This window comes from Sulfurihydrogenibium sp. (assembly GCF_027448985.1).
Lineage (GTDB): Bacteria > Aquificota > Aquificia > Aquificales > Hydrogenothermaceae > Sulfurihydrogenibium.
The window spans coordinates 1-14,798 of the sequence record NZ_DAIDMN010000028.1; the positions used below are offsets into that span (position 1 = coordinate 1).

Sequence of the window (14,798 nt, forward strand, 5' to 3'; positions counted from 1 at the left end):
TGAAGTGTGTGGTTTTATCTTGGGTAAAAATGATTATCAAAATAATGTAAGAGAAGCAGTTGAGGTTATTCAAGTAGAAAACCAGAATAAGGAAAGAGCTAACGATAGGTTTGATATTTCACCTAAGGATTATATGAGAGTTGAGGATTATGCAGATAAAAATAATTTACAAATAGTAGGTATTTACCACTCTCATCCGGACCATCCGGATAGACCTTCCCAGACAGATTTACTTTACGCATTGGAAGATATGTCGTATATTATAGTAAGTGTTCAAAAAGGAAAAGCAGTTTCTTATAGAAGTTGGTATTTAAAAGATGGAATATTTGAAGAAGAGGAAGTGTTAGAACATGATTAACTTAAAAAATTTAAATTACAAAGAGCTTGAAAAGTTTGTGTTGGAGAAAGGTTGGCAGAAGTTTAGAGCAAAACAGATAGCAAAGTGGCTTTATAACAAAAAGGTTAAATCTTTTCAAGAGATGACTGACCTATCGAAGGATATCAGACAAACTTTAGAAAAAGAATGTGAGATAAACTCCTTACAGCTAATTACATACCAGCAATCAAAGATAGACGGAAGTATAAAGTTTTTGTGGAAGTTGAAAGATGGTAACACCATAGAAACCGTTTTAATCAATGAAAAAAACCATAAAACTCTGTGTGTTTCCACACAAGTAGGGTGTGCTGTTGGTTGTAGATTCTGTTATACAACAAAAGATGGTTTAATAAGAAATCTTGAAACGTCAGAAATAGTTGACCAATACATCAACGTCCAAAGATTTTTGGGAGAATCTGAAGAAAACCGGATATCGAACATCGTTTATATGGGAATGGGAGAGCCGTTGGCAAACTACGAAAATGTCAAAAAATCCGTCCAAATCTTTACTCATCCGGATATGTGTAAGTTATCCCATAGGAAGATAACCATATCATCAAGTGGAATACTTCATCAAATTAGAAAGATGTATGAAGATAAAGACTTTCCAGAGGTAAAACTTGCCGTTTCTTTAAACGCATCTAACCAAAATCAAAGAGCATACCTTATGCCGATATCTCAAACAAACACTTTAGAAGAACTTATGGAACTTTTAAGAAGTATACCTTTAAAACCTGGATGGAGAATAACTCTTGAGTATGTCCTAATAAAAAATGTAAACGATACACCTGAAGATGCAAAAAGACTTGTAAATCTTTTGAAAAAAGACAAACACAGATTTAAGGTAAATCTCATACCTTTTAATCCTTATCCTGAGTCCGATTTTGAAAGACCAGAAGAAAATAGAGTGTTAGCTTTTGAAAAAATCCTGTGGGATAACAATATAGCCACCTTCATAAGATGGAGCAAGGGAAGAGATATAGCAGCAGCTTGTGGACAACTTAGAAAGAAGGAGCTTTTACAGATAGATGTTTGATTACATATCCGGAAAAATAAAAAAAATAGATAAAAATAAAATACTCATAGAAAAATATGGTTTTGGTTTTCTTGTAAACGTTCCGGATTCGGAAAAATTTTTGGAAGAAGACACAGTTTACACAGTTTTAAAGATAAAGGAAGATGAAATTCGTCTCATTGGATTTAAAACGAAAGAAGAAAGAGAAATATTTAACTTATTACTACAAATACACGGAGTAGGGGAGAAACACGCTTTATCAATTTTATCAGTATTTTCTGTAGATGAGTTTCAGAGTATATTAGAAGAAGCAGATATCAACAGCCTTATTAAAGTTCAAGGTATTGGCAAAAAAACAGCTCAAAGGATAGTAGTAGAATTAAAGGGAAAACTAAGCTTTGAAAATGAACTGGTGGAAGATTTGGCTAAAACCCTTATAAATCTTGGATACGATAAAGAAAGCTCTTACAGAATCTCAAAAACAGCCTTAAAGCAGTTTGGTAATATAGAAGAAGCTCTAAAATTTGCTATCCAAGAGTTAAGTAATTCAACAAAATAACGACCTTAAATTTTGGTATAATTTTACTTTAAAAAATTTCTCGGAGGAGTTTATGGGAATCAAAATTGATATCAACAGAATTGCAAGAGACCAATTTATTTTAGTTGACAATCAACCTTACAAAGTTGTTAGTTATGAACACGTTAAACCCGGAAAAGGACAAGCTTTCGTAAGAGTTAGAGCAAAAAATATGAGAACAGGAAACGTAACAGAGTTTACTTTTAAATCCTCAGACTCTATCGAGCTTGCAGACTTTGAACAAAGATTTATGAACTACTCCTACACAGACGGTTCCTATTACTACTTCTTAGATACAAACACTTATGAAACTTTTGCAGTTCCGGCTGAAAACATGGAGCATGAAGCACAATTTTTAAAAGAAGGTATGCAAGTAGTAGTATTTTTAGACAGAGGTAATCCAATAGGAATAGAACTTCCAAAACATGAAGTTTACGAAGTAGTAGAAACAGAACCCGGATTCAAAGGAGATACTGCTACAAACACTTTAAAACCAGCAAAAATAGAAACAGGAGCTACCATTCAAGTTCCTTTATTTATAAACGTTGGAGATAAGATAAAGGTTGATACGGAGAAAGGTACATACATAGAAAGGGTCAACAAGTAAAGAGTTATTCCCTTTTGGAAGGGAAGTTGGAGGAGTTATGGATAAAGAATTTGTTTTTGAACTTATAGAAAAGTTAAAAGATACCAAAGTAGAGGAACTTGAAATCCTTACAGAATCCGGGAAAATAAGGATAAAACAGTATTTGGGACCAAAAGAAATTTTATCTCAAACACTACCCCCAACCTATTACATCCCCCAGCCGGTGGTGGAAATAAAAGAAGAGATAAAAGCTCCGGTAGAAACTCAAGTAAAAGAAGAGATACAGAAAAAGTACCACGTTATTAAATCTCCGTTAGTTGGAACCTTTTACAGGTCACCATCTCCGGGAGCCCCACCTTTTGTTGAAGAAGGTGATATGGTTTCAAAAGGTCAGGTGTTGTGTATAATAGAAGCTTTAAAGGTTATGAACGAGATAGAGTCCGATGTAGATGGAAAGGTTGTAAAGATACTGGTAGAAAACGGTCAGCCTGTAGAGTACGGTCAAGAACTTTTTTATATAGAGGTGTAGTTGATGTTTCATAACATACTGATAACAGGAGGAGCCGGATTTATAGGTTCAAACTTGGCTTTAAAACTTCAAAAAGATTATCCAGATAGTAAAATATTAATTTTAGATGATTTTTCAAGTGCAAACTTCAAAAATTTAAAAGGGTTCAAAGGTATAGTTTACTCATGTGATGTTTCTACCGATGAGGTGTTTTTTAAAATAGAAGATTTTAAACCGGATATCATATTCCACTTAGCATCTATAACTGATACAACCGTTACGGACCAAGAGTACATGGTTAGAAGGAACGTAGATGGTTTTAAAAATATTTTAGAGCTTGCTTATGATAATGAGAGTATAGTTGTTTACGCATCTTCTGCTTCTGTTTACGGTAATGTTAAAGAACATGTACCACTTAAAGAAGATAGAGAAAAATCACCTGAAAATGTTTACGCTTTTTCAAAGTATATCATGGACAATCTTGCTCAAGAGTTTTCTGATAAAAGCGGGTTAAAAATAGTAGGTGTTAGGTATTTTAACGTCTACGGTCCACGGGAAGCCCATAAAGGTAAGTTTGCGAGTATGATTTATCAACTTTACCTTCAGATGAAATCAGGGCAAAGACCGAGGATATTCAAATGGGGAGAACAAAAAAGAGACTTTGTTTACGTTAAAGATGCAGTAGATGCAACCATACTTGCTTCTAAAGCCCCAAGGTCAACGGTTTACAATGTAGGAAGTGGAGAAGCAACATCATTTAATGACGTTATCAAGTACTTAAATCAAGCCCTTGGAACCAATTTGGAACCGGATTACTTTGACTGCCCTTACGATTTTTACCAAGAGTACACTCAAGCGGATATGACAAAGATAAAAGAGGAGCTTGGTTTTGTGCCAAGATACTCAATACAAAGAGGAATAAAAGAGTACGTTGACATATTGGAAGGAAGAATAAATGAGTAAAAAGGTAGTAAAGGTAAAAGTACCTGCAACGACAGCAAATCTTGGAGCCGGATTTGATACTTTTGGTCTTGCCTTAACTCTTTACAACGAGTTTGAAGTAGAAGAAGCAGAAGGTATTTTTATAGAGTCCTTTCCAGAAAATGAGTTTTTAAAAAATCCTGAAAATAACTTGTTTATAAAGGTAGTTAAGTACCTTTGTGAATCTGAGGGAAAAACATTTCACGGTGCAAGGTTAAAGCAAACCATAAATATTCCCGTTGCAAGAGGTCTTGGAAGTAGTGCAACAGCGATAGTTGCCGGAATACTTACAAGTTTTGCTGTTCACAAAAAACCCCTTACAGATGAGGAGTTTTTTAAAGTTGCCTACCTGTTTGAACCCCATCCGGATAATCTCCTTCCTGCCTGGAAAGGTGGTTTTATCACAGCTTTGAAAACAGAGCAAAAAACCTATTACAGTAAAATAGATTTTCCAAAAGATATTAAAGCGGTTGTTGTTATTCCGGATTTTGAACTTTCTACACAGTTAGCAAGGTCTGTATTACCAAAAGAAGTCCCATTAAAAGATGCTATCTTTAATCTACAAAGAGCAACCTTATTTATCAAAGCGATAGAAGAAAAAAAGTATGATTTGTTAAAAGTAGCGATGGAAGATAGATTACACCAACCATACCGAAAAAATCTTATTCCCAACTTTGACAAAGTCATAGAAAGTGCTTACAAAAACGGAGCCATTGGAGCTTCTTTAAGTGGTGCTGGTAGTACGATGCTTGCCTTGGCAACAGAAAACTTTGACAAAATTGGTCAATCAATGGTGGAAGCCTTCAAAGAAGTATCAATAAGTGCCGAGTATAAAGTTTTAGATATAGACACAGAAGGTGCTAAGATAGAAATATTTGAAAAAGAAGCTTAAATTTAAGATATTAGTAGAGTTTTTAAAGAAAGTAGGAGTGATATTATGGCAACCTTATCCGGAAAATTTACAAAAGAAGACTTAAAAAAACTTTACGATGAAGATTATCCACTATGGGTAGAGACAAATCTGCAACTGCTGAAAGACAAAGCCTATGAACTTGTAGATTGGGATAACCTACTTATGGAGATTGAAGATATGGGATTAAGACATTTGGAAGCGTGTATAAGTTATTTAGCTGTAATATTGGAACATCTTTACAAATTAGATAACTTTAAACATTTAGCTGGTGGAGATAAAGCCGGAGATAGCTGGATTAGAAGTATAGAAAACTCTAAAGATGAGATTGTTTTTCTTTTTAAAAGACATCCAAGCTTGAAGGTAAAATTGATTGAATATTTTGATACCGCATGGGATAAAGCAAAAGTTAGATTAAGAAGATGGTTAAGAAACAACGGATACAATCCAGATGACTTTAACATATCTGAAAAATGTCCATACACATACGAAGAAGCGTTAAGTAAAAAACTTTAAAAAGGAGTAATCGATGGAAGAAAATAAAATTACAAAACCAAGAGTTGTTTTTCTAAAAACGCCTGACCCAAGACAGATGGCAGAATCAATAATGGATGGACTTGCAAAATCTGTTTCAGCAAGAAACTTTGAAGTGAAGGTAATAGACCTTACAGCTGAAAACGTTCAAGACGTTATCAATCAGATATTGGAGTATAAGCCACTTTTTACCTTTGATTTAAACCTTGATGGAATGATATACGCAGAAAGAGAAGGTCAACAACTTCCATTCTGTGATTTACTTGGGAACATTCATATAACTTGGTTTATAGATGACCCTATGATACACTATACAAAATTAAAACCTGTTTTACAATCCAACCAGATACTTTACGCAACGATGGATATAGAACATACCCAGTGGTTAAGGTCAGCAGGTAAGAATGTAGCATTTATTCCACCTGGAGTAAATCCTTCAAAAATACCACCATTAAGAGAGAAAGAGTTTGAAGTTGCCTTTGTAGGACCTATAACTGACCCTACCATCATAGAAAATCAGTGGCAAGAGAGATTTGACCCTAACTTGTTAGGATTTGCTATAGAGCTTGGTAGATTGATATACAGAAATCCAGATATGCCTATTAGATTTGCATCTGGATACTTACTATCTCAGTTAAATCCGGATTTTCAAGCTGCGTTGATTCAATTCCAACAAGAAAACGAAGCGGACTTTATGACTTTACTAACAGAGATAGGACTTTACGCTATGTACCTAAGAAGATGGTCAATAATTGATGCTATTGAAAACTACGAAGTTAACATTTTAGGTCCTGTAATAGGAGAACCAAAAGAAAATGTAGTTGTATACGAAGATGTAGTTTCTCAAAAGGATGTTGTAGATTTCTTATCAAGAACGAAAATAGCCCTTTTAAGCCAGCCACCTTTTATACCAACTGGACTTGGATTTACAGTTTTTGATAGTGTGGCATCCGGAAGCCTTACCTTTGTAGAAGATAGACTTTCGTCTAAATCTTTCTTTACCCCTGAAAAAGAAATCATAACTTACCATCCTGTAGACTTTATAGAGATAGAAGGAAAAGTTGCTTACTACCTTGAAGAAGCACCCGATGAGATGGCAGAGATATCCAAATCCGGAAGAGAAAAAGCACTAAAAGAACACACTATTTACCAAAGAGGAGAAATCTTAGCGAACATAATGGAAGACATCATAAAACAGTCTTTACAAGAAGAACAAAAACAAGAGACCAAGGAGGAGTAATTGAAAAGAGCATTAATATCAGTATCAGACAAAACAGGTATAGTAGAGTTTGCAAAAGAACTTGTAAATCTTGGTTATGAAATAGTATCTTCTTCTGGAACCGCAAAACATCTAAGAGAGAACGGTATAGAAGTTGTAGAAGTATCACAGATAATTGGATTTCCGGAGATATTGGACGGTAGAGTAAAAACCCTCCATCCAAAAATCCATGGTGGAATTTTGGCTGTAAGAGATAACCCTAACCATATGAAACAACTACAGGAAAATGGCATAACTCCTATTGATATAGTTGCTATAAATCTTTATCCTTTTGAAAAAACTGTCAAAAAAGGCTCAGATTTAGACGAGATTATAGAAAACATTGATATAGGTGGACCTGCAATGGTCCGTGCATCTGCAAAGAATTATAAATACGTTGCAATAATAACTGACCCCAAAGATTACAACGTAGTTATTCAAGAGTTAAAAACAAAAGGTGATATATCACTTGATACAAAGAAAATCCTTTCGTTAAAAGCATTTAGACATACTGCCATTTACGATAGTATAATCTCACACGTACTAAATGAAAAATTTGGGATAAATGAAGATTTTCCAAGTGAATTGACAGTACCGATGAGGAAAAAATCGCCTTTAAGGTACGGTGAAAACCCACATCAAAAAGCATCTTTGTACATAAATCCTGTAGAAGAAGGTCTATCTGTCGCAGATTCAGAGATTCTTCAAGGAAAAGAGATGTCTTACAACAACTACTTAGATGTTGAAGCTTCTTTACTACTTGTAAAAGAGTTTGAAAATCCGGCTTGTGTAATAGTAAAACACAACAACCCTTGTGGTGTTGCAGAAAGTGATAACATTTTAAACGCATACAAGTTAGCATTACAGACAGACCCAAAATCAGCTTTTGGTGGAATAGTTGCATTTAATAGAGAGTTAGATGAAGAAACTGCCCAAACCCTAACCCAACTGTTTTTGGAAGTTGTTGTTGCCCCTTCTTTTTCTAAGGAAGCTTTGGAAGTTTTAAAATCAAAGAAAAATTTAAGAGTTGTAAAAGTAAAAAATTTTGAAAAAGATACAGAAGGAAAAGATTTAAAAAGATTATCCGGAGGATATCTAATTCAGGACAGAGATAAAGGACTTTACGAAACATTAGAGGTAGTCACCCAAAGAAAACCAAGTGAGAAAGAGTTAGAAGACCTTTTATTTGCGTTGAAGGTTGTTAAACATGTTAAATCAAATGCAGTTGTTATTGCAAAAGATAGAAGGTCAGTAGGAATAGGAGTAGGACAAACATCAAGAGTTGACAGTTTAGAAACGGCAGTTAAAAAAGCCAAAGAGTTTGGACTTGAATTGGAAGGAAGTGTTTTAGCTTCTGAGGCATTCTTTCCATTTAGAGACAGTATAGACTTTGCTTCAAAGTATGGAATAAAAGCTGTAATTCAGCCAGGAGGCTCTATAAGAGACAATGAAGTTATCAAAGCATGTAACGAACACGGTATAGCTATGATATTTACCAAAATGAGACATTTTAAACACTAAGGAGTGTAGATGATACTTTTAGATGGTAAAATTTTAGCGGAAAAGATAAAAGAAGAGATAAAAAATCAAGTTTTAACCTATATAGAAAAAGGATACAGAAGACCTACTTTAGCGGTTATTTTAGTAGGAAACAATCCTGCAAGCCAAATTTATGTAAATAAAAAAATAAAGGATTGTCAATCGGTAGGGATTAATTCAAAACCATTTTTTTTACCAGAAAACACAACCCAGATAGAACTTTTAGACCTTATAGGTCAGCTAAACGGTGATGAAGGAGTAGATGGAATACTCGTTCAACTACCACTTCCTTCACACATAAATACTCTTGAAATAATAGAAGCTATAAATCCTAAGAAGGATGTTGATGGTTTTCACCCGTTAAATGTTGGTAAACTTGCAACCGGAAGAGATGATGGAATAGTTCCATGTACACCTTATGGTATTGTTAAACTTTTAGAGTACTACAAGATAAATACTTTCGGTAAAGATGTTGTGGTTGTTGGAGCAAGTAATATCGTTGGAAAGCCTATGTCCTTACTATTTTTAAAGGATGAAAAATCAACCGTTACAGTATGTCACAAAAATACAAAAGATTTAAAAAGCCATACCTTAAAGGCTGATATACTTGTTGTAGCTGTTGGAAAACCAAAATTAATAACAGCAGATATGGTAAAAGAAGGTGTTGTTGTTGTTGATGTTGGTATAAATAGAGTTGATGGTAAGATTGTAGGAGATGTGGATTTTGATAAAGTAAAAGAAAAGGCTTATGCAATAACACCTGTTCCGGGTGGTGTAGGTCCTATGACGGTTGCTATGCTTTTATACAATACGTTAAACGTTTACAAAAGGAATGTTACTTTTTAGGTCTAAAGGCTTTTACTTTTGATGGGTCCGTGTTTATAAATGGTCCATCTATTAATTCTATACAGTACGGTATTGCTGGGAAGATAGCATCGAGACATAGTTTTATTGATTGGGGTTTTCCGGGAAGGTTTACGATAAGGCAACTTCCTCTTATTCCGGCTGTTTGTCTTGAAAGGATTGCTGTTGGTACCTGTTGTAAGGAAACCTGTCTCATCAGCTCTCCAAATCCGGGCATCATCTTTTCACATACCGATTCTGTTGCTTCTGGAGTCACATCTCTTTTTGCAGGTCCCGTTCCACCGGTAGTAAGGATAAGACAACATTTTTTATTATCTGCCATATCTATCATAGTTTGTTTTATTATTTCAAGTTCATCCGGGATAACCTTATACTCAATTTCAAAAGGCGTTATTAAAATATCGTTAAGATAATCTATTATAGCTTTACCACTGATATCTTCATAGATACCCTTACTTGCTCTGTCTGATATAGTCAAAACTCCTATAATCGCTTTATCCATTTTTATCCCTCAAAAAAATAAACTTACATTTTTGATTTTCGTAGTCTCTTTCAACCCATTGTATCCCTTTAACACCTTCTTCAAGTCCTTTTACAAAAGCCTCAATAAAACCACAACCACACCAACATACACAATGTTGTATAGGTCCCAAATTCCTTGGTTTCAAAACATCTTCGTAAAATACACAGTTACATATATAAGCTTCGTTTTTGTTTCTCTCTATCTTGTATGCAAATCCAAAAGTGTTTAAACTTTTTTCTAACAAATCTTCCCACTCTTCTTTAGGATATTTTTCCATTAAAACTTTGGCAACCTCTCTTCCAAGTTGACGGACAATTGCATAACCACCTTTTTGTCCGTACATATTCTGAATTTCATCCGCAAATGCAAAAACGATATCTCTTCCTGAACACTGATTTCCAATTTTTTCACAAATAGTATTTAATATTTGTTCTACCGCTTTGTCTCCAAGGATATTTTTAGTCAAAGAAACAAGAGTATCAATAACTTCTTGGTTAATCTGTCCTTTAATTTCTCCCATTTTAATCACCACTTTAAAATATTATAAAAGATTATACACTATCCTCCTATACTTGTCATAACTCTTGCACAGTCGGAAAATGAGTAGTTGGATTTTTGTATTTTCATGTTTGATAACTCTTTTTCAATCAACACTTTTTGTAAAAATTTATCTAAATCTTCTTCTGAACCGTTTCTTAAAACTTCTTTTACCGGAATTTCTTCATCCGTTCTTAAACACAGTTTTATACTTCCTTCAGCTGTTAAACGAAGTTTTGAGCATCCATCACAAAATGGGTTTGAGATTGGTGTGATAAAACCTATCTTTGTTTTGTACTTTGGAAGCTGATAAACTTTTGCGGCACCACTTCCAATTGAGAAAGATGGTAATAATCTTCCGTATTTTTCCTCTATCTTTTGTTTTATCTCGTCCAATGGTTTTACCATTTCTTCTTCCCATTTTATATATCCTTGTCCCAAAGGCATCATCTCTATAAATCTTACTTCTACACCGTACTCAATTCCAAACTCAACAAAATCAAGAGCTTCATTGTCGTTCAATCCTTTTATTATTACAGCGTTTACTTTAATAGGGTCAAATCCTAACTTTTTACTTACTTTTATACCTTCTAACACATCTTCCAATCTTCCTTTTGTTATCTGGTAAAATAAGTCTGGTTTGAGACTGTCAATACTTATGTTTAATCTATTTAATCCGGATTTTTTTAATTTTTCTGCGTGCTGAGCTAAAGTTATACCGTTTGTTGTCATACCTATATCTTCAATCTGGGGAATCTGTTTTAAAAGGTATACAAGATTTTCAATTTGAGGTCTTACAAGGGGTTCTCCTCCTGTAATTCTGACCTTTTTCAAACCGTATTTGGTCATTGCTTTCACTAACTTTGCTATTTCTTCATACCTTAAAATTTCTTGGTGAGGTATGTAGTCCATGTTATCTGGTCTACAGTAAAAACATTTTAAATTACATTTATCTGTAACAGATATCCTTAGATATGATATTTCCATATTTGTTCACCTCTTCAAAACTTTTCTTATAAAAGGATATAACTTTTTTGTCGATTTGACAAGTATGTAACAACGAATAAAGTTGCATAAAAAATGTGCATTTTATAGTTGACATTTATAAAAAACTGCCTCATAATTATTATCAACAAATAATAGAAGATGTTTAAAGAAGTACCAGGGGAGCAAAAGACACACCATCTTAAAAAGTCTTAAAGTCCCAGAAAAATCAAAGTATTTCTTTAAACCTCTTCTGTTAGAGGTAATTTAAATTAATTTTTGGAGGTTTTTTGTCGTGCGTATCACAGGTACAGTTAAGTGGTTCAACTCAAAGAAAGGTTTTGGTTTCATCACACGAGATGATGGCCAAGGAGATGTTTTTGTTCATTTTTCAGCTATTCAATCAAGAGGTTTTAAAACTCTTGAGGAAGGTCAAAAAGTAGAGTTTGAAATTGCTCAGGACGAAAAAGGTCCTAAAGCAGCAAATGTAGTAAGAGTTTAAGGAGGAAAAGGTATGAAGGTAACAGGTACAGTTAAGTGGTTTGACTCTAAGAAAGGATTTGGTTTTATAACAAGAGACGATAATGGACAAGATATATTCGTTCACTTTTCAGCTATTCAAGGAAAAGGTTTCAAAAATCTTGAAGAAGGTGAAAAGGTAGAATTTGAAATAGTTCAAGAAGAGAAAGGTCCAAGAGCGGCTAACGTAGTCAAAATATAAAATTCTTTTAAGGGGCTTTTGCCCCTTTTCAAACATCTTTTCAAAAATCAAAACTATAATATAATTAATTCTTTAAAAACTTTCCGAGAGATTTGTAATGGTAAGAATATTGCTTTTTGTCCTTTTGGTTTTAAAAGTTTCTTTTGCAGACATAATAGTAGCTAAATGGAACGATGCTATCACTCCAACGACTGTGGATTATATCAACAGAGTTATACAACAGGCGGAAAAAGAGAGAGCATCTGCTGTAATCCTGCAACTTGATACTCCTGGTGGATTGGAAACTTCTATGAGAGAGATTATCAAAAGTATCAATAACACAGATATTCCTTTTATTGTTTTTGTTTATCCTCCCGGTTCAAGAGCTGCTTCTGCAGGAGCGATTATTACCGTATCTGCTGACATTGCAGCGATGGCACCATCTACCAACATAGGTTCTGCTTCTCCTGTCAGTATGGATGGGTCTGATGTTGACAAAACTATGGAAAAAAAGGTTATGAATGATATGGTTGCTTTTGTTAAATCAGTAGTAAGAGAAAAAGGTAGAAACGAGGAACTTATAGAAAAAATGATAACTGAAAGTGTTAACCTTCCTGCAGATGAAGCTTTGAATAAAAAAGTTATAGATGTAGTTGCTAACGATTTGAATGATTTGATAAACAAAATCGATGGGAAAAAAATAGTAAAAAATTCTAAAGTTATCACTCTTAATTTAAAGGGTCAAAAGTTTGTGTTTGTTGAAAAAAATTTTAAAGAAGAACTGTTATCATTCTTATCAAATCCAACTGTAGCATACTTTTTACTTATGATAGGTTTTTATGGAATCTTCTTTGAGCTTTACAACCCGGGAAGTATAATTCCGGGGACTGTTGGATTGATATCTTTAGCCTTAGCTTTGTATTCTTTAAATATTTTATCTGTAAATTGGCTTGGTGTGATACTAATTGGACTTGGTGTTTTATTTTTTATCATTGAAGCTATTACTCCAACTTTTGGAGGACTTGCCTTAGCCGGAACTGTATCCATACTTTTAGGGTCTGTTATTTTGCTACCGTCTGATTCACCTTACGGAGACTTGTCTTTATCCGTTATTATTCCGGTTGTTTTGTTTAGTGCTTTGTTTTTCTTTGTGGTAAGTTATCTGTCTTTAAAAGTACAAAAAGAAAAGCCAAAAACTGGATTAGAAGCAATGATTGGTGATACTGCCCAAGCTGTTACAGACATAGATAAAGATGGTGGAAAAGTTATGTACCATGGAGAACTTTGGAACGCTTATTCAGAAAAAGAGATAAAAGCTAAGTCCAAAGTAAAAATAGTTTCGGTGGAAGGATTAAAGTTAAAAGTAGAGGAGATACAAGATTGAAAATAAAACCATTGCCGGAAGAGGTCATAAATAAAATAGCAGCCGGAGAAGTAGTAGAAAGACCAGCATCTGTCTTAAAGGAGCTGATAGAAAACTCCTTAGATGCTTTGGCTAATACTGTTGAAGTTTATATAGAAAAATCCGGAAAAAGGTTGATATCCGTTATTGACAACGGAGAAGGAATTGAAAAAGAAGATTTGATAAATGCAATAAAACGACATCACACAAGTAAAATTAGAAATGAAGAAGACCTTTATAGTATCCTAAGTTATGGTTTTAGAGGTGAAGCATTATCAAGTATATCTGCTGTAAGTAAATTAACAATCAAATCAAGAACAAAAAATGATTTGTACGGAAACGAGATTATTGTGGAAGGAGGAAAATTAATATCTCTTTCTCAATCCGGATGTCCTGTCGGTACAAAAGTTGAAGTAAAAGATTTATTTTTTAATGTTCCAGCAAGAGAGAAATTTTTAAAGTCTGAAAACACAGAGAATCTGCATAATGTGAATGTTTTTATAAACTACGCACTGTCTAATCCGGATAAACATTTTAAACTTTACATAGATTCAAAAGAGATTTACAACCTTTATCCTTCATCTTTAAAAGAAAGACTATCCCTAATATACGGAAAAGAAATTGTAGAGAATCTAAAGTATGTAGAATACGAAAATCAGTTAGGAAAGATTTACGGATTTGTAAGTTTAAATCCATCAAAATCAAAAAAAAGCCATCTATTCATCAATAAAAGACCTGTAAAAAATGCTTTAATAACATCAATTCTCAGAAAAAAAATAGGAGATAGCCTTTTTATACTCTTTTTTGAGTTACCACCTTACTTTATAGACGTAAACGTTCACCCAACAAAACAAGAAGTAAAATTTAGAAAAGAAAGCATAGTAGTAGATATGATAGAATCAGCTTTAAAAGATAGTTTAAACCAATTTAAAACATACACAGTATCATACCAAGAATTAAGGCAAGACAAGGCTATTTATCAAACAAAAGATGGAAAATTTGAGATAGTAGGTCAGATAGAAGATACATTTATAATTGCATACAGTGATTCTTACGTTTACTTTATAGACCAGCACGTTGCAAACGAAAGAGTAATGTACGAAATAGTACTAAATCAACTAAAACAAAATAAAAAAATACCATCTCAAAGGTTAATCTCTCCGGCAAAACTTTATTTAACATCATCTCAAAAACTTACATTAGAAGAATTAAAAGAAACCTTAGAAAAAGTAGGTTTTATAGTTGAAAGTAAAAATGAAGATTACTTTTTAACTGCAATTCCTTACAATGTAGAAAACTCAAAAGCATTGGAAGTGTTTTATGAGATATTGGAGAACTATCCGGATACATCCGATGAAAAAATAGCATCCTCACTATCTTGCAAAATGTCCATAACCGCCGGAGATAGACTTACATTAGAAAAAGCAAAACAACTAATAAAAGAGTGGATAAAAACAGAAAATCCAAACATCTGTCCCCACGGAAGACCAATTTATTATAAAAT

At 33.6% G+C, this 14,798-nt stretch carries 18 protein-coding genes; 15 read left to right on the forward strand and 3 right to left on the reverse strand.

Annotated elements, in window-relative coordinates; all coding sequences use genetic code 11:
• The 11 genes from NE054_RS03675 to folD all read left to right on the forward strand — a co-directional run.
• Window positions 1-358: M67 family metallopeptidase (locus tag NE054_RS03675; RefSeq protein ID WP_297888672.1), on the forward strand; the 358-nt coding region annotated here is incomplete at its 5' end.
• A complete protein-coding gene (rlmN, locus tag NE054_RS03680; protein WP_297888675.1) occupies window positions 351-1,412 on the forward strand; it encodes a 23S rRNA (adenine(2503)-C(2))-methyltransferase RlmN in 1,062 nt (353 codons plus the stop codon). The genes NE054_RS03675 and rlmN, both read left to right, overlap by 8 nt.
• Entirely contained in the window at window positions 1,405-1,950 is a 546-nt protein-coding gene (ruvA, locus tag NE054_RS03685; protein WP_297888678.1) for a Holliday junction branch migration protein RuvA, read from the forward strand. Before rlmN ends, ruvA begins: the two co-directional genes overlap by 8 nt.
• A gap of 52 nt (window positions 1,951-2,002) precedes the next feature.
• Window positions 2,003-2,575 carry an elongation factor P gene (efp, locus tag NE054_RS03690; RefSeq protein WP_297888680.1) on the forward strand — a complete coding sequence of 191 codons (573 nt, stop codon included), beginning with the start codon at window positions 2,003-2,005 and terminating at the stop codon, window positions 2,573-2,575.
• A gap of 37 nt (window positions 2,576-2,612) precedes the next feature.
• Window positions 2,613-3,083 (forward strand): acetyl-CoA carboxylase biotin carboxyl carrier protein, encoded by a 471-nt coding sequence (gene accB / locus NE054_RS03695; RefSeq protein WP_297888683.1) that lies wholly within the window; start codon window positions 2,613-2,615, stop codon window positions 3,081-3,083.
• Window positions 3,084-3,086: 3 nt separating this feature from the next.
• Window positions 3,087-4,025 (forward strand): ADP-glyceromanno-heptose 6-epimerase, encoded by a 939-nt coding sequence (rfaD, locus tag NE054_RS03700; RefSeq protein ID WP_297888686.1) that lies wholly within the window; start codon window positions 3,087-3,089, stop codon window positions 4,023-4,025.
• On the forward strand, window positions 4,018-4,935 hold the full coding sequence (thrB, locus tag NE054_RS03705; RefSeq protein ID WP_297888688.1) for a homoserine kinase: 918 nt from the start codon (window positions 4,018-4,020) through the stop codon (window positions 4,933-4,935). The genes rfaD and thrB overlap by 8 nt, the downstream gene beginning before the upstream one ends.
• A gap of 45 nt (window positions 4,936-4,980) precedes the next feature.
• Entirely contained in the window at window positions 4,981-5,469 is a 489-nt protein-coding gene (locus NE054_RS03710; RefSeq protein WP_297888691.1) for a DUF29 domain-containing protein, read from the forward strand.
• Between the two features lie 13 nt (window positions 5,470-5,482).
• The gene (locus tag NE054_RS03715) at window positions 5,483-6,727 is read left to right on the forward strand and encodes a glycosyltransferase (RefSeq protein WP_297888696.1); all 1,245 of its coding nucleotides are present in this window, start codon (window positions 5,483-5,485) and stop codon (window positions 6,725-6,727) included.
• Window positions 6,728-8,266 (forward strand): bifunctional phosphoribosylaminoimidazolecarboxamide formyltransferase/IMP cyclohydrolase, encoded by a 1,539-nt coding sequence (gene purH / locus NE054_RS03720; protein WP_297888699.1) that lies wholly within the window; start codon window positions 6,728-6,730, stop codon window positions 8,264-8,266. It begins immediately after the preceding gene.
• A gap of 9 nt (window positions 8,267-8,275) precedes the next feature.
• On the forward strand, window positions 8,276-9,130 hold the full coding sequence (folD, locus tag NE054_RS03725) for a bifunctional methylenetetrahydrofolate dehydrogenase/methenyltetrahydrofolate cyclohydrolase FolD (RefSeq protein WP_297888702.1): 855 nt from the start codon (window positions 8,276-8,278) through the stop codon (window positions 9,128-9,130).
• Here the strand turns inward: folD and mog are convergent.
• The 3 genes from mog to moaA are packed head-to-tail and all read right to left on the reverse strand — an operon-like array spanning window position 9,120 to window position 11,195.
• Window positions 9,120-9,650 (reverse strand): molybdopterin adenylyltransferase, encoded by a 531-nt coding sequence (gene mog, locus NE054_RS03730; RefSeq protein ID WP_297888704.1) that lies wholly within the window; start codon window positions 9,648-9,650, stop codon window positions 9,120-9,122. The two genes, folD and mog, sit on opposite strands and share 11 nt — an antisense overlap.
• On the reverse strand, window positions 9,643-10,191 hold the full coding sequence (locus tag NE054_RS03735) for a hypothetical protein (RefSeq protein WP_297888706.1): 549 nt from the start codon (window positions 10,189-10,191) through the stop codon (window positions 9,643-9,645). The genes mog and NE054_RS03735 overlap by 8 nt, the downstream gene beginning before the upstream one ends.
• A gap of 38 nt (window positions 10,192-10,229) precedes the next feature.
• Window positions 10,230-11,195, reverse strand: coding sequence for a GTP 3',8-cyclase MoaA (gene moaA / locus NE054_RS03740; protein WP_297888708.1), 966 nt, complete (start codon window positions 11,193-11,195; stop codon window positions 10,230-10,232).
• Window positions 11,196-11,487: 292 nt separating this feature from the next.
• Here moaA and NE054_RS03745 point away from each other — a divergent pair, with 292 nt between their 5' ends.
• The 4 genes from NE054_RS03745 to mutL form a co-directional block, all read left to right on the forward strand.
• Window positions 11,488-11,694, forward strand: a complete 207-nt coding sequence (locus NE054_RS03745; protein WP_012459096.1) for a cold shock domain-containing protein — start codon at window positions 11,488-11,490, stop codon at window positions 11,692-11,694.
• Window positions 11,695-11,706: 12 nt separating this feature from the next.
• Window positions 11,707-11,913 (forward strand): cold-shock protein, encoded by a 207-nt coding sequence (locus NE054_RS03750; RefSeq protein WP_297888710.1) that lies wholly within the window; start codon window positions 11,707-11,709, stop codon window positions 11,911-11,913.
• A gap of 97 nt (window positions 11,914-12,010) precedes the next feature.
• On the forward strand, window positions 12,011-13,276 hold the full coding sequence (locus NE054_RS03755) for a nodulation protein NfeD (RefSeq protein WP_297888713.1): 1,266 nt from the start codon (window positions 12,011-12,013) through the stop codon (window positions 13,274-13,276).
• Window positions 13,273-14,798: DNA mismatch repair endonuclease MutL (gene mutL / locus NE054_RS03760; RefSeq protein ID WP_297888715.1), on the forward strand; the 1,526-nt coding region annotated here is incomplete at its 3' end. The genes NE054_RS03755 and mutL, both read left to right, overlap by 4 nt.